This is a genomic window from Sutterella megalosphaeroides (assembly GCF_003609995.1).
Taxonomy (GTDB): domain Bacteria; phylum Pseudomonadota; class Gammaproteobacteria; order Burkholderiales; family Burkholderiaceae_F; genus Sutterella; species Sutterella megalosphaeroides.
The window spans coordinates 1,849,815-1,869,675 of record NZ_AP018786.1; the positions used below are offsets into that span (position 1 = coordinate 1,849,815).

At 52.5% G+C, this 19,861-nt stretch carries 13 protein-coding genes; 2 read left to right on the top strand and 11 right to left on the bottom strand.

Features of this window, described 5'->3' with window-relative positions; all coding sequences use genetic code 11:
- Positions 1–11: 11 nt before the first annotated feature.
- Positions 12–4,280, bottom strand: a complete 4,269-nt coding sequence (locus S6FBBBH3_RS07455) for a coiled-coil domain-containing protein (protein ID WP_120177149.1) — start codon at positions 4,278–4,280, stop codon at positions 12–14.
- Positions 4,281–4,919: 639 nt separating this feature from the next.
- On the opposite strand from S6FBBBH3_RS07455, the gene S6FBBBH3_RS07460 reads away from it, so the two are divergent.
- Together S6FBBBH3_RS07460 and S6FBBBH3_RS07465 are read left to right on the top strand one after the other, a co-directional pair.
- Positions 4,920–5,975, top strand: coding sequence for a hypothetical protein (locus S6FBBBH3_RS07460; protein ID WP_123957669.1), 1,056 nt, complete (start codon positions 4,920–4,922; stop codon positions 5,973–5,975).
- A 306-nt stretch (positions 5,976–6,281) separates the two neighbouring features.
- On the top strand, positions 6,282–7,244 hold the full coding sequence (locus S6FBBBH3_RS07465) for an AEC family transporter (protein ID WP_232008759.1): 963 nt from the start codon (positions 6,282–6,284) through the stop codon (positions 7,242–7,244).
- 187 nt (positions 7,245–7,431) lie between these two features.
- Here the strand turns inward: S6FBBBH3_RS07465 and S6FBBBH3_RS07470 are convergent, their stop codons facing one another.
- The 10 genes from S6FBBBH3_RS07470 to S6FBBBH3_RS07505 form a co-directional block, all read right to left on the bottom strand.
- Positions 7,432–8,157 carry a hypothetical protein gene (locus S6FBBBH3_RS07470; protein WP_120177151.1) on the bottom strand — a complete coding sequence of 242 codons (726 nt, stop codon included), beginning with the start codon at positions 8,155–8,157 and terminating at the stop codon, positions 7,432–7,434.
- A complete protein-coding gene (locus S6FBBBH3_RS07475; protein WP_170143875.1) occupies positions 8,141–9,715 on the bottom strand; it encodes a TaqI-like C-terminal specificity domain-containing protein in 1,575 nt (524 codons plus the stop codon). The genes S6FBBBH3_RS07470 and S6FBBBH3_RS07475 overlap by 17 nt, the downstream gene beginning before the upstream one ends.
- 575 nt (positions 9,716–10,290) lie before the next feature.
- Entirely contained in the window at positions 10,291–11,937 is a 1,647-nt protein-coding gene (locus tag S6FBBBH3_RS07480; protein WP_120177153.1) for an AAA family ATPase, read from the bottom strand.
- 1 nt (position 11,938) lies between these two features.
- Positions 11,939–12,820 (bottom strand): DNA adenine methylase, encoded by an 882-nt coding sequence (locus S6FBBBH3_RS07485; protein WP_120177154.1) that lies wholly within the window; start codon positions 12,818–12,820, stop codon positions 11,939–11,941.
- A 1,082-nt stretch (positions 12,821–13,902) separates the two neighbouring features.
- A complete protein-coding gene (locus S6FBBBH3_RS07490) occupies positions 13,903–14,397 on the bottom strand; it encodes a TRAP transporter small permease (protein ID WP_120177155.1) in 495 nt (164 codons plus the stop codon).
- A gap of 4 nt (positions 14,398–14,401) precedes the next feature.
- Entirely contained in the window at positions 14,402–15,688 is a 1,287-nt protein-coding gene (locus tag S6FBBBH3_RS07495) for a TRAP transporter large permease (protein WP_120177861.1), read from the bottom strand.
- A 63-nt stretch (positions 15,689–15,751) separates the two neighbouring features.
- Positions 15,752–16,744, bottom strand: coding sequence for a TRAP transporter substrate-binding protein (locus S6FBBBH3_RS07500; protein WP_120177156.1), 993 nt, complete (start codon positions 16,742–16,744; stop codon positions 15,752–15,754).
- Between the two features lie 104 nt (positions 16,745–16,848).
- Positions 16,849–18,372, bottom strand: coding sequence for an acyltransferase (locus S6FBBBH3_RS11000; RefSeq protein WP_123957670.1), 1,524 nt, complete (start codon positions 18,370–18,372; stop codon positions 16,849–16,851).
- The gene (locus S6FBBBH3_RS11005) at positions 18,369–19,472 is read right to left on the bottom strand and encodes a hypothetical protein (RefSeq protein ID WP_123957671.1); all 1,104 of its coding nucleotides are present in this window, start codon (positions 19,470–19,472) and stop codon (positions 18,369–18,371) included. Before S6FBBBH3_RS11005 ends, S6FBBBH3_RS11000 begins: the two co-directional genes overlap by 4 nt.
- Positions 19,459–19,827 (bottom strand): hypothetical protein, encoded by a 369-nt coding sequence (locus tag S6FBBBH3_RS07505; RefSeq protein ID WP_120177157.1) that lies wholly within the window; start codon positions 19,825–19,827, stop codon positions 19,459–19,461. Before S6FBBBH3_RS07505 ends, S6FBBBH3_RS11005 begins: the two co-directional genes overlap by 14 nt.
- Positions 19,828–19,861: the final 34 nt, after the last annotated feature.

Here is a 19,861-nt window from a genome sequence, read left to right on the forward strand (position 1 = left end):
ATCCATCCCCGTCAGAAGAATCGGTACCAACCGAGCGCACTTTCCCCGCGCGCGAGGATCCCGTCGAGAATCGAGCGGCTGCGCGTGAGGCCGAGCACCGCGAGCGTTTCCCCGAACGTTTCGAGCTTCTCGCGGTACGCGTCGCCGCTCCCTTCGATGCGGGGAAGCAAACGCGCCGCGACCGCAAAGTCGACCGCCGCGCGAACGGCGTCGGTCACGGAAAGGCGGGCGGACGCTCCCTGAGACGCACTTTGAGAGGCGCTCGCGGCTGTCACGGCGTTCACGGCTTTCACTTCAGCTGCTTTGAGGGTGCTCTTTCCCCGAGCCTTTTGGATCGTCTTTTGGGTTGCCGTCGGGAATTTCGAGAGCTTTGAGAGTTTCGAGGATGCTCCCCCCGTCGTCGCGCCGTTTCCACCCGCATCCGCTTCGCAAAAGACAGGGACGGCGCTCGAGACATAGTCCCGCATCGCCCGACGGGTTCGCACCGACGTCACCCCTCCCGTCGCACGGAAGGCGGCAACCACATCTTCGAGAAGCGCCAGCGCTTCCGCTTCCCCTTCGAAATGCGCGCGCGGCCCGAAGGCGGCACGCATCGCCCGCCAGGAGACGGGCGGACGCGGGGCATCGTCGGAGCCATGGGTGCCCTCGTCGGTTGCGCCGTCGTCGTACGAAGCACCCCGGTCGCCGAGGTTCGCGAAGTCGGGCTCCGTTTCGGGGAGCGTCACCACGGGCGCGCGGTCGAGGAGTCGGGGCGAGAGGTTTTCCGTCGTGAAGTCCGAATTGATGGTCGCGAGGAACCGCAACGTGTCGGGAACGTCGTAGAGCGCGTCGCCCCCGAGGGCGATGCGGTTCATGCGGCTTCGGTCGTCGCAAATGCGCATGAAGTCGCCCCAGTAGTATTCCATGGGGGAGAGATTCGCTTCGTCCAAAAGCATCACGAACGGAAGATCGTCGAAACCCGCGCGCGCTTCGGCGTCAAGGAGCGCCAACGCGTCGCTGCGTCGGGGGTCGGGGCTCTCGAACGTTTTCGAGAGCGGATTCCAGTACCCGAGGAAGTCGCGCTTCGAGGTCCAACCGCGCTCGACCGAGACGGGGAGGAACCGTTCCGTGCTTTCCGTGCTTTCCGCTTTTTCCATGCTTTCGGCGTGATCGCTCCCGCCGGTGCGATCCGACCTGTCCGAATTGTACGAACCGTCCGACCGTTCCGACTTTTCCGTCAACCCCAACACGTCCCCGAGGATCACCGAGATCGAGGTTTTCCCCGCCCCCGGAGGGCCCGAGAGAACGGTGAGGAAGTTTTGGGTGAGCAGGATGAACAGGTTCAGGATCGTCAAGCGGTCGTAGTCGCGCAGGCGTTGCACGTCCGCAACGAGCGTGCGCGCGAGCGTCACGGGGTCCGCTTCAAAGCGCGGCCGTGCGGCCGTTTCCCGAACGCGCGTTTCGATCCGGAGCGTTTCTTGCGCTCTCTTGCGGCTCCCCGCCGCTTCCAAGAGTTTTTCGGCGAAGACCCCGTCGAACGCGAAATTCCGAGCGCGCTCCAGGGCGTTCTCAAGGTACGCTTCCGCGGCCTTCGCTTCCGTGCGAAGGCGCTTTTCTTCGTCGGCGAGCGTTGCAAGCGACGCTTCCAAGTCGTTCCTCATCGCAACGAGGTCGGCGGAGGCTTCGATGTTGCCCAAAACCCGGGTCTTTTCCGCGAGCTTTGCTTCGAGGCGTTCGGTTTCGTCAAGAAGCGTGCGGTTGCGCTCTTCGGCCTCTCGCCGCACGCGCTCGGCTTCGCGCTCCGCGACCGATTCCGTCGCCTTGAGGCTCGTTTCCAAGCGCCCGATTTCGGTTTTAAGGTCCTCGATCCGACGGGCGAGCTCACCGTAGCCTTCGATTTTCTTCGCGAGTTCCGGGGTCGTTGCAATGCGGTTGGCGATCCGCCCCACGATGCGCCCGCCCGGGCTCTTTGCGTCAAGCGAATTATCGAGCAACTCCGCAATCGCCCGTCCCACGACCTCGACCGCCTCCGCGCCCATGCGGCGCACGGTCAAAAGACGCGCGATTCGCATGAGGCGGGTCTTCGCGATGGCGGGGTCGGTCGTGACGTAGGTTTGCGCTTCGGGCGGAAGCGCTGCGATCGGGCTCTCGTGAGGGTCGCCTCCCGAGAGCTCGGCCGCCCGATTCATCCACACCTCGGGTCCCGCTGCGAGCACCGACGGAAGCACCTTTTCCGCCAAGGTCGCGTCCGACAACACGTCGAAAAGCTTCGGCGTTGCGCCCGCCGCAAAGGCGATTTCGACGGGACAGCTTGCGGTCACGCACTCTTCCACGACGCGCAGGGTGCGAATCGCGGGGTCGTCCCTCAGGAACCCCGCCACGAGTCCCCGTCGGGCGTTCGCGTCGCGCGTGACGAGATTGACGTAGGGCCGCTGCTGACCGTCCTCCTTCAATTTCACGGGGCCGTAGTAGCGGTTCCCGACCGCGAGCAAAACGGGGACGTTTCGGACGTGGAGGTGCGTGAGCCCCTCGTCCGCGACGTCGTCTCCGTCCGAGTCGGACATTTCCGCGCCTTCGGGTCGGAAGCGAACGAGGATGTCTTTTTCAAGGTTGATATCTTCTACCCGCGGGCGCACGACGAGAAAGCCCGCGTCGTCTTCGAGCGGGTGCAGACGCCCTTCGGCCGCGAGCCGGTCGTAGTCGATCGCGCGCTCGAAGTCCTTGCGCGGAGCGCCCGACCCCGCGTCGCGGTTCACGAACGAGTCGTCCGACTCGAGGTCACAGACGTAAAACGCCCCCTCCTGGAGCCGGGCCTTCCTGTGCGTGCGCAGGTTCGCGGCACCGAGCCGCGGGAATTCGCTCGTGAAGTCGTGCTTGACGTAATTCCCGAGCGCGTCGAACCGGTGCGTAAAGAAGAGGTTCATAAACGTCCCCGCCCGACGCACGTACGCGAGAACGCGCGCGCGGCCGTAGGCGGGCTTCGGAAGACGCTCGCAGAGGGCGGGCTCGGCGGTCGACCCCGCTCCGTCTGTCGCCGAGGATGCACCGTGTCCGCTTTCGGGCGCGCACGGAAGGTCGAACACCGTCCGGTTCGCGGCGCTCGGGTCAAGCGCGAAGAGGTCCGCCGGGCGTTCGGAGGGCGACGAGGAAGAAGAAGAGGGAGCAGAAGAAGAGGCGGCGACCGGAGCGGCTGCGGGCGTCTCGGGGCGATCGGTCCGATCGGTCGTTTCAGGGACGTCGGGCTCGTCGATCGCCCCCGCGTGCGGGGTAACGGCGGAAGCGGATTCCGGTTCGGGTTCGACTTCGACAGTCGTCGCCGCGGGAGCACGGGCTTCGGAAGCCTCGGCCTTTTCGCGCTCGAAAACCTCGGGAGCCTTTGCGGTTTTTTCAGCCTTGGCGGCAAGTTCCCGACCGAGCTTCTTCGCCGCTTCCCGTGCGGCGGCGAGAACGTACTCGCGCTCTTTGCGCTTCGTGCGGATCTTCCGGGGGTCGACCCTGCGGGCGACGGCGGACAAGGTCACGGGGCGAGAGAGGCGAGAGGGGCGGGAATCGCTGGGGTCGGAGACGGGCTCGACGGTTGCGGGCGAGCGGGCGGGCTCCTTCTCGTCGGACGGTTCGGCCTCTTCGTCCTTCGCTTCGTCCTTCGCTTCGGATTGCGCGCCGGAGTCGGTGCCGTCACCGGCTTCGTCGGGAATTGCTGCGTCAAGGCCGCACAGGGTCCGGAACGCGTCCTCGAGTCGTTCGTCGTCCGTTTCGCCGAGGCGCTCCAAGAGTTTCTCCGCGGCCTCCTTTGAAAAGGGGGCGTTCTTCGCGAACCACAAGAACCCGAGCATAACGTCTTCGAAGAAGTCCGCTCGAACGGACAACGGCGTCGTCGGGAGCAGATCGCGTCGATAGACTTCGAGCGACGTGATCATCGCGTACCTCAGGTACGCCTCGGGCGAGAATTTGCTCTCTTTCGCCATTTCGGTCAATGCCCGACACCAGGGCTCGAAGAGCGGGGGTTTGCCGTTCCCGGGAAAGGCCCGGTCGATGTCCGGGCAGGCGCGCCTCATGGCCGCCGCGTCGGGCGTCACCGGGTACGGGGAAAGTTTTCCCAAGAGCCCGCGCTCCAAAGGCCGGCCTTCAAGAATACAGCGCTCGAACTGCCTGTAAAACGCCTCGCCCTTGAAGAAGTTCGATGCCTTGACGAGCTTCTGCAAGGTCATACCCGACTTGAGGGCCTGCTTTGTCAGGCGGCGCAGTTCGGCCTTGTCGACTTGGTCGGCAAAAACTTTAAGGAGCGAAGAAAGTGAATACATGACGAAGCCCTCGGACGCGAAAAGGAGAGTGCAATTTTTAGAGTGTACCCCGCCGGTGTCCGACCCGAAATGGGGATTTGTCTGCGCCGTTGGGGCGGCTGATGCGTGAAAAATCGCGGGATTCGCCGGTGCCTCGGGTTTCGCAAGGCTCGAAACGAGGACGGGGAACGGAGCGCTCGGGCGGCGGGCCGCCCGACGGCGAGGATGAACTTTACGAGCCGCGAACGCCGTGCGCGTCAAGCCCGCTCTTCGGAAAACCTCGGAGCTTCGAAGGCTCCGGGACTGCGGGCTGTTAGGCTCTTGGACACGGAAGCTGCCGCACGCCGCTTCGGCTCGGTGGGACGCACGAAACTCACATGAAGCCCGACGAACTCCGACGACGCCGGACATGTCCGAGTTGCCCGAGACGTCTGAAAAGCGGACGGTGCGGAAGACGCGAAGAGGACCGCACGGGAAACGCACAAAGGGATGCGAGAAAAAGGCGGAAAGAGAGGAGAAAAGAAAGGGAGGAACACGGGCGGCCCGTCCCCGACCTTTCCCCCCGGGCCCGACCTTCGACCCCCGATGCCCCTTCGGGTTCAACCGTAGAATCGACTGAAGAACCGACACGCCGTCGGCAATCGATTCCTACACCAAGCCATGCCCATGTCACCCGAGAACCTCACCGCTTCGGCTTCTTCAGCTTCCCCGACCTCATCACCCTCCACCGCCCCCGCGTCGTTCCCGACCGACTACCCCGAGCACGCGCTCTTTGCGAGCGAAGCCGAGGCGCTTCGCAGCGAGGTGCTCCGCGCGGGGCACGACCCCGTAGCGGCCTTCTTTACGCTCTCTCTCAACGCCCTTCGTCGCGACGGCCTCGCGACCGCCCGCGTGCGGCAGTTCGAGGCCGTCATGAAGCCCGTCGACGAACTCTTTTTCGCGAACTTCCCCGAAGACCCCCGCTTCTTGCGCGAGCTCGCGCATGCGTTTTCCGCCGGGGAAGGTTTCCCTGAGCGGCGCTTCCCCACGGACGTGGATGAAAAGCTCCTTGACGTACTGCTTGACGGCCTCCCGCTCACGTCGAAAACGCGCTTTTTCGACCCCTTCATGGAAGGGGGCCGGCTCGTACGGCACCTCTACGCCCGAACGCCCGTGCGGAGGATCATCGGTTGGGATACCGACCCTTATCGGGTTTTGCTCCTTCAGGCCGAGCGCCTTCGCACGACGCGCGGGCGCGCGACGACGCCCCCTCCGCGCTTTGCCGAGCGCAATCTCCTCGCGAAGCGCCCCTCGACCGTGCTCCTACTTCTGGCGCTTGCGGGCGGGATCGACGCGGGTGCGGCCGTTTCTCCCGAAGGAAGCGAGACGGCAGCTGCGGCCGACGTACCGGCCGCCTACCGCGAATACGACCTCGGTCTCATCACGCTCTACCTCGCGGGGCGAGCGCTGGAGCCGGGCGGTCGCTTTGCGCTTCTCACGTCGAAAGAAGCCGCCCGCAACGAAGCGAACGCCAAACTGCGCCGCGAACTCTTCAAGTTCGGGTCCGTTGTCGGCATCACCGGTCTCGGGGACGAGGACGAGCGGCTCGTGCTGCTTTTCGAGCGGGGCGCCGCGGCCGATCAGACGTACTGCGTTCTGAAGGAAGGCGACGCGAGCGAAATCGCGGAAGGCTCGCGCTTTTTGGCGGATCCGCTGACGCGGTTTGCAATTCGGTAACGATGCGCGGAAGGTGTCAAGCGCGGGCCGTTGAGCGAGGCGGTCGGGAATCGACGACGCCCCGCTTTCCGCACTTCGCCCGCTGCCCGTCGCCCTTCGCTCTTCGTTCACCGAAAAAGTGCTCCTCTCGGACGGAGTACAATTCTTCGGTTCGTCCTCGACACCCTTCGTCACTCTTCGACGGTGCTCGCTCGGTTCCCGCCTCAAGCCTCCCATGTCCGGCCTGCTTCTCGTTCTTCCCGATTTTTGGTGATCCTCCTCGGCGTCTTGTTGCGCGCCCGGTTTTTCACGGATTCGGCCTTTTGGATGCGCACCGAGAAGCTCGTTTTCTACGTGCTCCTTCCCGCGATGCTTTTCCTCTCGGTAGCGGGCAGCACCGTCGCGCTCGGCGACGCGGCGGTTTTTCTTGCGGCGGGCGTTCTCGCGATGAGCCTTGCGGCGGCGTTCGCCTGGGGGATTCGCTACCTCGTTCGAGCCGACGACGTAACGCACGCGTCCGTCTTTCAGTGCGGGTTTCGATTCAATTCCTACATCGGCTTTGCGTTGGCGGCCCGCATCGGCGGCGACGAAGCGCTCGCGCTCCTTGCGCTCCTCATTGCGGTATGGGTGCCGATCAGCAACGCCTTGGCGACCGCCGAAATTGCACGGGCGGTGGCGAAGGCGAATGGAGCTGAAGGAGTTGAAGGCGCTGACGGAGCTGCCGAGAGCGGAAACGCAGGCGGCGAGAACGGGAAGGCAAGCGCACAATCCCGCACGACCCTCACCGGTCGGACGCTTCTTCGAAAGACCCTGAAGGGCGTCGTCACGAACCCGTTGATTCTTGCAACGGTGGGCGGCCTCCTCTGGAAGGGTTTCGGGCTTCCGCTTCCCGTAACGCTCGTACAAACGCTCAAGCACCTCGGGGACGCGTCGCTTGCACTCGGGCTGCTGTGCATCGGAGCGGGGCTCACGGCGGGAGCCCTTCGGAAGTACGCGCGGTTGATTGCCGCCGCCACGTTCGAGCGACTCGTTGCCGCCCCCGTCGCGGCGCTCCTCGTCACGAGCGCGATGGCTTTCTTCTTTCCGCTATCCCCCATGGGGGCGGCGGTCGTGTTGCTCTTTGCGGCGCTTCCGACCGCGCAGTCCTGTTATGTAATGGCAAGCGCCATGGGCGGGAACGCCCCCGCGGTCGCGGGTGTGACGACCGCGCATATTCTGGCGTCCGCGGTGACGTTGCCTTTGTGGACGATCGTCATTCAGCGGGTGTTGGCGGGGGCGGCGCTCTTTTGAGCATCTTTTGAGTGTCTTCCGAACGGTCGAGGTCGCGCCGGTTGCTTCGGGCGTTTGAAGGACTTGGAACGAACGCGCTCGGATGATGGATAAAATTAAAGGAGAGGTACCATTTTCTACGACAACCTCTCCGAGCCCCATTTAAACCAGTAGAATTTCTGTTTACGTCAGAAAATCAACGTTCCTTTTAGCCGAATTTTCCCGATTTTTTCAATATCGCCGACAAAATTCCTTTTTCGTCTACCTCGTAAGTTTTGAACTCTGCTATATTGGTTTCCTTCAGCCAAATTTGGCCTTCGCCTTCGTTCCCTCGATGTTGCTTGGCGGAATAATATCTGTTTTTCAACACCTCTTTACTGGAAAGAACCCAATAACGAATAATGTCCCTCCAAACGGCAATCCAGACGAAAACATCGCAGCATTGCGGTTTGATTTGCTGGAAATTCATGCTGAATCCATATCTGGAATCGCTCGAAAGCGCCTTCGAAATCAGCGACCCTCCGCTCTTTCGCCTAACGGCTCTCGATGCTTTCACCTCAATTCGTATACCATGGTACCAGAAATCGTACTGTCCGCTGTAATTCGGATCGTATTCCTTCGACGGACTTTTCAATTCCGGAACGATCGTACTCAAGTGCTTCTGAGCCCACGCCTCACCAAACGTTCGCGGAGCCGTGATCTCAAAAACATGCAGATATTTGTTCCGTTCCAGATATTTGTTACGAATTTCGAGATACTGTTCGATGCTGATTGTTTGAGTTCCGAGCAAATGACTTATCATAAACTCGAACTTATTGAACGGATAAACCGAATGCAGATCTTCCAGAATTTCTTTGTCAAGGTTGTATGAATTATTCGGGCTAGAATTCATACGATGAATCAAAGAATCAAGCTCCTCAATTAACTTTTCCATAAACAACATCCTTTATATATCGAATCTGCTCATCATTCAAGTCGTAGATTGAAAAAACAATATCTTCAATCTCCACCTTTTTAGAGTCGTCGCCTCGCAAAACTTCGTCCACCAACAGTTGCAGGCGCTCGTCGTCTTCTCTCGAAATTTTCGGGAAAGGCAGTTCAAGCAAATTTCCCTTCAAAACCTTGACTTCACCGAACAACTTCATGTACATAAATTGGAATAGCGGCGAATTCAAGAAAGCCATCACCGTTTTTATGCTCATCGAAGGTATTTCCGGTATGAGTATGTTCGCACTGTTCAAAAAAAGGCTTGAACTGTCATCGTAAGAAAAGACAAGCTTCTTCGAGATGAACTTATAAACTAGCTTCTCAGGAGCACGGTAAATTTCCTCCCTTGCCACTTGTTGCAGGTTGCCTCGATCATAAGAAATATATTTTTGAGCCGGATTTAAACGATACGGTCGAATTTCTTTCCCGGTATAAATTTTCTCCATACCATCGGAAGGTTCGGAGAAAAGCTTTTTCTTATTGTCTCCCGTGACAATCCCCAGTCCCCAAACGCTGTCCTTGAGGAAGTAGCAGCCGACCGCCTTCACCGTCTTGATGATGGCAAGATCTTTTTCACTCAAAAAGTTGAAGTTATAATTTTCCGTCTCGTAGACGGTATGTAAGTGGACCACTTGTTCGTCGCCGCCCTTACAGACTACGAAATTATCTGTTTTATGACTCGGACAGCACTCAATATCCACATATTTGGTGGTTACCCCGGAAAAGAATTCATCGTACAAAGATACTTTCGCAAGACCGTTTTCGAGGATGAACTGTCGAACGGAACGGTGGCTCTTTACATTCAAGATCGATTCGGGAAATAAAAATTTGATGGTCCCGCTCTTTTTGAGAAGAGAAAACGCCTTGATAAAAATTCGAGAAAAAGAGTCCTGATCTGAGGTGTGGTTCTTCGCTCCCCAGGGAGGGTTCGTCGCAATATAGTCGAACTTTCCGCCGAGAAGAGGAAGATCCTGCTCGACGGAAAAATCCAAGTTATAGACCTGTGGGGTAAAATCAAACGACCAATACTTGATCAACAGATTGATCTTTGCAATCATTACGGCGATTGGATCGATATCAAACCCGAAAAGCTGCGTGGGGTGTACCGCCGAGGCAGACAGAAGAAAGATTCCGCTACCGCAACACGGGTCCAGGAAGCATTCACCCTTAGAAAAGGACAAATCGTTTATCATGTTCTCAACGACAGCTTTGGGCGTGTAATAGGATCCCATCAAATTTTTATGACCTTCGGGCAATAAAAATTGGTATACAAGCCCCAAAAGATCAAACTCATCCGTCGGCAAGCGGATGTTCGACAAATAATCGTCAAAACCGATTTCCTTATAGGCCTCGATCGTTTCAGCCACGTGTTTTTTGTGACAGAGCCGGTTTGCCTTTAAGAGATTGATCCCCAAGGACAAAAGAGCGCTCTGAATCGAAATATTGTTATCTTCAATATAATCGACTATTGCTCGAATAGAGATGACATTGCCCTGATTGAACATATATTCAACTGGTTCGACACGCCTGGTCGACCTCAGCTTGTTGGCCCTGGAAGTGAGACGTCCTTCGATATTCGTACTCAGCTTTGCCCAGTTTTTTACAGTGGCGTCGGATACCCGTGAAATGTCTGCCCAGTCAAATACGTTTATTTTCATAGGAATTATCAGGAACTCTTAGTCTTCAAACAATAAAAGAGCAAGGCGTAGTGGATAGCGGCCTGGAAGCTCCCAGGAAAGAGAACCAATTTCCACGCGTGAAATCTATCAGGATGCATAACTCCTCGTGAAGCACCTTCAAGAACCTTGAAACCAACTGAAGTTGTGGCGATTCAAAGATGAGTCCAAGAGTTGAAGAGCTTTTGCTCGACTAAACAAAGAAGACGCTAACTCTTGTTAACCCCAGACCCGGGCAATGTCCAAGCATCGACCAAAGACAAACCGTCAAGGACATAGAATAACAGTCCCATTCAATTCGCAACAACTCCAGGCAAACCTCTCCAAAAACTCCAACAATAGGCAATAGAGCCTAATAAAATGCCCTAGAATTAGGGGCTCTTAACCATTTGGAACCTATTTTTTTAAGGCAAACAGTCCAGATCTCTTTTTTCGGCTAGTTCATTAAAGGCCTTCTTAAATTTAGTGCAAAATTCACTTATCTTTTCAGGATTCTTTCGACACCAGAATTCAAACAAAATTGACTCATCGCGAACAATAGATAACGCATACTTATACCATGCTTTAAAATCTGGGGTTTTATAACTTCCTGGCTCATGTGGCCACTCATTGAATAGAATCTCAAACTTAAGATCTGGTTTTCTTGAGATGTTTAACCGGAACTCGTTAAAGGTTTTGGTGTCCTTGAGAAATACAAACATGTCCTTTTCTACAGTTAGAGGGAGTATCAAAAAATTTTTTGATTCCTCAAATGTTTTATAATTCGAAGAACTTTTAAAGTCCTTATTCTCCAAAACATCAGCATCTAGAACTATTATGTTTTTCGTAAACTCTGGGATATTTTTTCGAACAAGATCTAAATAGTTGGGCCATCCCAAATTTACATTTATGAACTCCATATAATGATCAGGAATTATCTTTAGCTCCTGTTCCAGGACATATCTTAAAAAGCAAATTGCCACATGGTCTTCGCAATATACATGGATATGTCCATCTTGAGAGTACGTTAAGTCAATCATTGATAACAAATTCAGCATTCCCGAACGAGTGGTGACGTTCTTTGCTTGAATAATACGGGTACCATCAAAATCATACTCAGGCTCAAGATGTACAATTGCCCAATCATGCCATGCTCGCGGACATTGATTTAGCCTTGAACTTTTCTGTTTTCTAGAAATATAATCAAGAATAATCGGGGAATGAGTTGTAAAAACAACCTGTATCCTATAATTCTCAGCGGATGTATAAAGGAAATCTACAAGTTTTTTCTGTGAAAATGAGTGCAATGTTGCATCAAGCTCATCAATAAGAAGTATTCCTCCTTTATAGGCTTTTTGATATTTGTTTTCCAGGCGCCTAAATGACAGAACCGCCAGAATGATCTTCATGACATTTCCTTCTCCGGCTGAATTAGTCAAAATATCATGAAACTGATCGCTGACACCAGCAAAAGTACGGACAGTTGTACCCTTTTGGATATCTACTTTTGCAGTAGTATCTTTTTTGGTTTCTTGAATAGATAAAATTTCTCTATAATTATCTAGACAGAATGTCCTTTCCTCTTCAGTAAAGTTTGTCTCTTCTCTTTTTGTCTTCCTTGCTTCGCCTATGGGAAAGAGTCGACTAAGACTTAAAAAATAAACGGGCAACTGTATGTAACCAGAACCAGTGGAACGCCCTCCTTCTGCATTCCAAAACCTCAAGGATTCTTTTCCATTTTCTTTCCGGGCTATACTTGTGACTTTAAAATAATCCTGTTTATATACGCCTCGGTTCAATCTTAGTTCCCAATTGTGCTGCCCGACTACATCATGCTTTGGCGATAACTTGAATTTTTCCTTAAATTGAGACTTAAAGTTGTACCCATCAACAGTCTTACTCCCATACATAGGACTGCCTTTAGAGATAGTAAATGGTTGACTGATGAGCCCTAAAATTGTTGTTTTTTGGGTAGCATTTCGTCCAGCTATAGCCGTAATTTTTTTACCTAGCTGAACTTTGACATTCGAAAAAGCGCGAAACTTTTCGATTTTAATAGATTTAATAATCATTTCATTCCTCCGTTCTTAAATTCATTTTAATCCCGTTATCCTGTAGCTGTTTATCGCTGGGACAACTACTCGGATCAGAAAAGATCATTATCTCCGAAGCAATTCCTTTGTTCGCAGCACTATATGTTAGATCAAACCGGTAAATTTTGTGATCTTCATACAATTGAAGAATTTCGGGAACATCATCATATGTAATAAGCCATGGCGAATAAACTTCTCTGGTTATGACATCATGAATTTTCTGATGATCTCTTGGCGTGAAAAAGTTCTTGTATAACTTCTGTCCCTTATTGAAATAAGGCGGATCAAAATAACAAAAGGAGTTTGTAGAAAATCGAGGATAGAAATTCCGTAAGAAATTGATAATATCCCGATTGTAAATGTGTATTCTGTCTTTTTGTTGTGCTATTATCCTTATCTTTTCAATTAAAGCCTCCTTGTTGAATCTAGCATCAAGCTTCCAATTGCCTTCCTGCGAATACCCGCCAATTGGACCAGCCGTCAGAATCCCCGAGCGATTAGTTCTATTAAGAAATAACGTTGCAAAAGCAAGCTCCAACGAATAACAGTGTCCCGAAGAAAAGATTTCCTTCTGTCTATGCCATTCTTGGATGGTTACTGGAGTCTTTTGTATCAGATCTATCAGCGAATTTGGCTCTTTTTTTATTGCACGCCAAAATGAATAAATCGCCTTATCGTAATCATTGATAACTATATTTTCTACAGTATTATCTAAAAGTAAAGACAACGCTACTCCTGCCCCACCAGCAAAAGGCTCGACATAAGTACAATTCGTAAGATTTAAGTTCTTAATATTCAGGCGAATGAAATCTGCTAAGCGAGACTTTCCACCTGGATAACGCAAAGGTGATGGATTACGCACGCAATCGTCCCCAAAATTAAAGTTCTGCAGTGTATCCCTCTATGGCACCCTTAATCAACTCGTACATCTTGCAGAGAAAAAATGCCACACAGCATTTGATGTAGATCAAGCACAGATGCAACCCAACTATTCCATAACCTACGAATTGCACGAAGGATTTGTGTTTTATAATCGCGCAACTTTTGGCCCCTGAAAACAGTCGTAGATTCGAGCTCTACAGAAGCGTTTGAAGCCCTCACGAAGTGTCACAGTCAGGACAGCGTGAAGAACCAGACCACAGACCAAGGATACACTTTCTTTGCATGTCAAGCCGGGGGTTCAGTCGTTCCTGGGCGATGCCCTCTCCTCGAGCCAGCATGACTACACCCCATATCGACAAGCACCTTCTTCGGTCGACGCCTCGCACCGGCATCATACCCGCTGGCCTTCAGCATCGCTCATAGGGATCCGCGCACGCCACTCGCAAACACGCAACTGCTGCCCGTTCGCCCGTCCCGCGCCCGACGCCCAGCCCCTTCCCCTCGCGAACGCCCCGCCGCCCCTGCGCGGACAAGCGAAAGCGTTTGAAACCGCTCGAGGCGCTCCGCACGCCCCGAACCACTCCGATCCGAGGCCCGAAGACCGCCGCAGCGCCTTGCAAACCTCTTGCCATGTTCTCTGCGGTGTGCGCCCCGCTGCCCGTTGCTGTGTCCGGCCCGCACCCTTCTTCCGCCTCACTCGGCTTTCAGAGCTCAGGATCCCCATTCCCGCGCCCGCAGCGCCCTTCGCATTGCGTCGTCGCTTCCCGCCGATCCCTCTCCTGTCCCTCGTACGTCCCTCTCGCGCGCGATTCCCCTCTTCCGGCAGCCTGCGCCTCCTCCCGCTTCCCGCTCGCCCACCTGCCTCCGCCCGCCTCTTCCTACGAGCGACCTCTCACGATCTCCGCCCGTGCCGCACTGCACGAGCATTGGGAGAAGCGTCCAAACAACGAACAAGTGAACCCTCACTTCGTGTGCGTCTCCGACGCACACGCTCGAAATAGAAAGGGAGCGTTTCCGCTCCCCCTCCTCGTATGACTCGCGTATCGGTCCGACCTCAACGCGTCACTCCCGCGTCTCCGTGTCGTCCCTCTTCCCCGTCACCGTTTCACCCAACTGCTTCACGGCAAAGACCGCCATGAAGAAGGCGCTCACGGGAATCGCTAGGTACACGTAGCGCACCTCCATCCACGGGATCGACTGCATGTGGGCGTTCGAGCGCATCACCCAGACGACGCCGTACCAACAGATGACGACGTAGGTCACGAGCTCGATCAGAAGCACCGCGACGCGCATCACCCGTTTCACGGCGGGAGAAGCGATCTGCGAGGTCGCGAGGTCGACGACGAAGTGGTTCTTCGTACGCACGAGCTCCGCGGCCGCGAGGAAGATCATCCAGATGAGGCAGAACTGGATCCAGTCGTCCGTCTGCGTGAAGTTGTAGATCGGCACGAACCGCACGAAGACGTTCAAGAGGAACATGACGAAGATCGCCGCCAGAAAGAACGTGCACGCCGCCTGCGTCACGCGGCTGAAGATCGTTTCGAATTTCGAGTACATCGTCTTACTCTCCGATCAGTTGAGCGAACCCGACCGAGAGCTCGGGCACGAACGCGACCGCGATTGCCATGAGGATCATGATGAGGACGTAGCCGACGGCGTCCTTCGCGATGTTCATGACGTGCTCGCCCGTAATGGACGAGAGCACGTAGAGGTTCAACCCCACGGGCGGCGTCAGAACGCCGATCGCGAGCGCAATGCACATCACGATCCCGAGCTGCGTCACGTCGTAGCCGAAGCTCTTCGCAAGAGGCACGAAAATCGGCACCGTGATGAGGAGAATGGCCGTACCCTCCATGAAGCACCCCATGATGACGAGAATCGCGATGATGAGAAGGATGACGGGCGTCATGGTTGAGAAGTTCGCGGTGATGAAGCCGATCGTCTCTTGCGGGATGCGCGTATAGAGAAGCACGAACTGGAAGAACCCGGCCGTAGCAATCACGAACATCACCTTCGCCGTCTGCTCGACCGTCTCCCAGAAGATGCGCGGAAGGTCCTTCACGTGCAGCGTCTTCGTGATGCAAAACCCGAGGAACATGACGTAGAGCGACGCCACGGCTGCGGCCTCCGTCGCCGTGAAAAGCCCCGCGAAGATCCCGCCGATCACGATAACGGGGGTTAAGAGCGCCCAGAAGGCCTCCTTGAAGGCCGCCCACCGCACCGCGTAGGGTTCCGGGGCCGCTTTCGCGTAGTTATTTTTGTAGCTGATGTAGGACGACCACACCATGAAGCTCAAGCCGAGCAAGAGCCCCGGAAGCGCACCCGCCTCGAAGAGCGAATTGACGCTCGTCGACGTCAACCCCGCGTAGAGAATGAGCGTGATGCTCGGCGGGATGATGGGGCCCAACGCACCGCCCGCCGCGATCGTGGCGCACGAGAAGGACCGACTGTAGCCCGCACGCGTCATTTCGGAAATGGCGATCAGCCCGATCCCCGCAGCACACGCCGCGGCCGACCCCGACATGGCGGCCATCACGATGCTTGCCGCAATGGCGGCGTTCGAGAGCCCGCCCCAGCGGTGCCCGAGACACACGCGCCCGAACCCGAAGAGGCTCTTTGAGATCCCGCCCACCGACATGAGGTTCCCCATCAGGAGGAAGAACGGGATCGACATCAGCGTGATGCCCGAAACCTGCGAGAACATGCGCTGCGGCACGAGGAAGAGCCTCGCCGGGTCACCGCCCGCAAAGAGGTACGTGGCAATGGACGCAAAGCCCATCGTAACGGCTGTGGACACCCCCAGGAAGAGGAGGACCACCACGGCCGCGAAAATGAAAAACATGGTCATGGGAAGCATGCGGCCGCGACGGACATATGTCCGACGCGGCCTTTCGGGGTCCGAGTGAACGAATTACTTGATTTTATCAATAGCGGCGAGGAGTTCGTCCATGGCTTCCTTGCCGGAAAGCTTGCTCACTTCCTCGTATGCGGGCTTCATCTTAGCAACAAACGAGTCGCGGTTCGGGACCGTGACGTTCATGCCCTTCTTTTTGAGCTCTTCGATGGCGGCGGCTTCGCCGTGCGAGACCTTGTCACGCGTCAGATTCTGAGCCTTCACGGCTTCTTCCTTCAGGATCTGCTGCACCTCGACAGGCAAACCATCGAAGAAGGTCTTGTTGGCGAGGAACACCTGGCAGTCGAAGTAGTGGTTCGTGAGCGCCAACTGATCCTGCGTTTCGTAGAGCGAATCGGCGAGGATCGTGAAGACGGGGTTTTCTTCACCGGTCACAACGCCCTGCTTGAGCGACGTGTAGAGCTCCGAGTAGGCGATGCGCTGCGTGTTGGCGCCGATAGCGTCAAACGCGGCGAGCAACCCCGTCGAAGGCGGAACACGGATCTTGACGCCCTTGAGGTCCTCGGCTGAGTTGACGACCACGCCCTTCGTCGTCGTCTGACGGAAGCCGTAGTCGAACATCGAAAGGCCCACGGCGTCATGGTTTTCGAGCTTCTGATTCATCCAACCCATGACAAACCCGTCGATCACCTTGTGGGCCTGGTCGTAGTCGGAGAAGAGGAACGGCGCCGTCATGGCGTTGAGCTCCTTCGCATACATGGCCATGTTGCCGAGCGACACGACCGAAAGATCGAGCGCCCCCAACGTCACCTGCTCCGCAAGTGCCGGTTGGTCGCCGAGCTCGCCCGCTGGGTAGACCTCCACCACGTATTCGCCCTTCGTGCGGTCCTTCACGTTCTGAGCGAACTGCAGCGCCGCTTCATGGTGAATGTGCGAGACGTTCGCCGTGTGGGCGAGGCGGATGGTGGTCGCCGCCCAGGTGCCACCCGAGAGGGAGAGCGCGAGGATAGTAATTGCAGAAGATTGGAGGACCGCCTTGTTTTTTGACATTTTATTTCTCCAGATTTAAAAAATTAAAAATGGTTTTTATATAAAAATGAAAAACTAGAATGCATCAACGATGACAAGTCCAGAAAGTCATTAAATTAAACTTATCAAAGCCACTCAGGGTTTCTGACATCCCAACGAATATTTGTTTTAATAACTTTTGCAGGGACACCTCCAAGAAGCGCGTGAGGCGAAGAAAACTTGGAAGCCACAACAGCACCAGTAGCAACAGCGCAACCCTTGGGAATAAAAGTATTCTTAAGTACTTTTACATCAAAGGCAAGCCACACATTTTCTTGAATCTCAACTCCATCTGCTATGTTAGATATAAATCCGTTTTCATCAAATATCGTGTGAGCATCACCTGCCATTATTTTTACTGAATCCGCAAGCATGCAACCGTCGCCAATTTTGACTTGGTTATTGCCATACAAATGAACTTTCACTCTTTCAGGAGCAAAAACATTATCTCCGATAATTAGCGACCCTCCAGAGTGAACCCTATTTGTGAAAAACAATCCATTAAAAACTGATTTCCCAATATAGACAAATGTATTTGTGCCACACAATAAATTGCTGTTTTGAAATTTTGCTGCCTTATGCAAAACTACAAGATTACCTTTGCCTGTGAAAGTTATCTTTACGCCAGGAATAAAAGTTACCTCTTTCTCAGATTCAAACTTATGAATTTGAACATCAGGTTGTGAAGATTTATCAAAAACTATAACTACATTAGCCTGCGGGTCATAATAATTAGCAAAATCCGCCATCTTATTGGCACAGAGTTGAAATTTTGCATAATCACAATCTAGATATAGCTTATTGTCAATCAAGAATTTGACTCTGGCTATATCAAGTGGATCTTTGGCAGGCACACCACCAAAACAGAAAAAATCAATATATCTTGAAACCCAAGTTTTTATCGAGATAAGTTCATTCCAGAAAATGAGCTTATCCGTTAGCTCATTATGCCCCCAAATTGGATACTGGACAAGATTGCGGCAAAGATCATAAGGAATGACGACTTCTTTGTAAATTTTATTGAAGAATTCCTCAATAATGAATTTCCCAACTAAGTGATACCAATTTAAGTTGGGCTCAACCGGTGAAAATGCCAAGACTTCTTGCTTGGATTTCAGAATTATTTGCTGGCACAGGCCCTGATTCAAAGAAGAAAGTCCTGAACAAAAATGAGTAATAGCTTGTTCGTTAGCAACACTCAACTCTTGCTTCTTAGCAGAAGGAACCTGAATAGACCCAAGATCCGAGAGTATTTCTTCTTTTGAGTATCCAAGTAGTAACTTATGTTTTATGGCCAAGTCTACCCAAGGAAACACACCAATTGAATATTTCTTGTTTATCCGGTACTTAACCCCCCCCAGTCGATCATTGTTCAACATGAAGTAGAAATCAAATCGCAACAAGGGAACGTTGATTACCTTATCTGATTTAATAGGGTACTTGCCGATGTTGATAAAAGTGTTCTCTTTATCATCATATACTTGTTTAAGCAAATCATCGTCAAGAGCCGAGTACACCTGAACAGTATTAGGTAAATTATTGGCTTTCAGAATATGGCTAAGAATTTCACCTGATCGTTTATTTGCAGATATAATTTTAATAGACTTCATTTAAATTCGTCTTTATCAAGGTTAGACAGCCACTGTCGTAGTTTTATTCTAAAATCTTGATCCACAACCTCCTCCAGCAGAGGAGGGCATTGAGGATTATATTTCAGAGAATATTGTAAAAGTGCAGAAGTACTTTCGGTATCTGTAACTTGATATGGTTTCGCCGGAAGGCTACTGTAGATAACAAAGGTTGGTAGTTGGGCTTCGATTAAAAAATCGACTATACCACTTCGGACAGCAATAATTCCCGCCACCTCTTTTGTCGCACTCAATAGTTTCCTAAATGGAATATTTGGGTTATTGATTAAAGCCTGGAAACCAAAATCTCCTAAAATAGTAACAATATCATGGATGTCCTGAGGATTCAAAGAGTTTGAGGATACAGACTCAGGGATCAGCAATATTTTTCTTTGAATATTTTCTTTTTTATATTGCTTATGCAGCTTTGATGATTTTAAGAAAATGCCGTTTTGGATGAAAAAATTTTTCATCCAAAAAAAGTAATTTTTTTGCGGATCCTGAGAAAACTCAAAAGCACCATAATATTGAATAGGGAATAAATTTAAGACCTTTTTGCCATCTAGTTCTGAATAAAATGGAAGGTCATTAAACAATTTCCTTTCTTCAACAATAAATGAATATTGTGGACAAAGATGTTTGACAAGTTCAGCATGGTATCTTTTCGTGCAAATAATAAGAACTTGCTGCTGTGGAATCCGAAGATAATCCCTAATTATTGAATCGATAAAATACTTGAGGACAAGATAGGCTTCTCCCGAATTAGATCTTAATATTATTAGATTTTTGTTTTTACTAATTTCTCGTAGTTGGTCTTTATTCTTCTTTGAGGTATCTACTTGTTTGAAATTAAATCTGAGGAAAAAATATTCTAATCCGGATGAACGTTTTACACGGCTGTAGAATCTGACTCCCAAAAGCGTAATTGAATACTTTTCCAGCTTTCCAAGCCTATATAGCTCCGTTAATTTTAAAACTCCACCAAAAAAAGATCGAACAACAGTCGCAATATCACCATTCCGATAAATTTTTCTGGCTTTCATTTCATGGAAAAAATATTCTTTGCCCTTATAGGCTTTCATCGATTACAACATTTAAATCTAAAGAGGCATCTCTTTCTTTATTTATAGCAAATGCCGTTAATAAACCTGACGGCTTGCTATCGTTAACTAAAATTCTCTCTCCAGTTGGAGCCCCTGAGATCAAATGATCAAATCGGATTTGTTTTTCTGATAAAAATTTGATCAGACTTTCTTTATGCTTATCTTCGCGAGCAGTAATCAAGACGATCAAATCGTGCTTTGGAATTGTCTGGAAAAATTCTTGAACCCCGGGAAGAAGACGATCTCCTTCAGGGGATAGATGGCCATTATGAATTACAATAGTCCCATCAACATCAAAAATCCAGGTCTTAGGCAATGCAGATAATTTCAACATACGAAAAATACAATGAACGGCCCAAATCAAATTT

Excerpts from the sequence above, each read along its gene's own strand:
- S6FBBBH3_RS07465 (WP_232008759.1), top strand. The coding sequence starts at position 6,282 with ATGCGCACCGAGAAGCTCGTTTTCTACGTGCTCCTTCCCGCGATGCTT.
- S6FBBBH3_RS07495 (WP_120177861.1), bottom strand. The coding sequence starts at position 15,688 with ATGACCATGTTTTTCATTTTCGCGGCCGTGGTGGTCCTCCTCTTCCTG.
- S6FBBBH3_RS11000 (WP_123957670.1), bottom strand. The coding sequence starts at position 18,372 with ATGAAGTCTATTAAAATTATATCTGCAAATAAACGATCAGGTGAAATT.
- S6FBBBH3_RS07480 (WP_120177153.1), bottom strand. The coding sequence starts at position 11,937 with ATGATTATTAAATCTATTAAAATCGAAAAGTTTCGCGCTTTTTCGAAT.
- S6FBBBH3_RS07505 (WP_120177157.1), bottom strand. The coding sequence starts at position 19,827 with ATGTTGAAATTATCTGCATTGCCTAAGACCTGGATTTTTGATGTTGAT.
- S6FBBBH3_RS07455 (WP_120177149.1), bottom strand. The coding sequence starts at position 4,280 with ATGTATTCACTTTCTTCGCTCCTTAAAGTTTTTGCCGACCAAGTCGAC.
- S6FBBBH3_RS07475 (WP_170143875.1), bottom strand. The coding sequence starts at position 9,715 with ATGTTCAATCAGGGCAATGTCATCTCTATTCGAGCAATAGTCGATTAT.
- S6FBBBH3_RS11005 (WP_123957671.1), bottom strand. The coding sequence starts at position 19,472 with ATGAAAGCCTATAAGGGCAAAGAATATTTTTTCCATGAAATGAAAGCC.
- S6FBBBH3_RS07460 (WP_123957669.1), top strand. The coding sequence starts at position 4,920 with ATGCCCATGTCACCCGAGAACCTCACCGCTTCGGCTTCTTCAGCTTCC.
- S6FBBBH3_RS07470 (WP_120177151.1), bottom strand. The coding sequence starts at position 8,157 with ATGGAAAAGTTAATTGAGGAGCTTGATTCTTTGATTCATCGTATGAAT.
- S6FBBBH3_RS07500 (WP_120177156.1), bottom strand. The coding sequence starts at position 16,744 with ATGTCAAAAAACAAGGCGGTCCTCCAATCTTCTGCAATTACTATCCTC.
- S6FBBBH3_RS07490 (WP_120177155.1), bottom strand. The coding sequence starts at position 14,397 with ATGTACTCGAAATTCGAAACGATCTTCAGCCGCGTGACGCAGGCGGCG.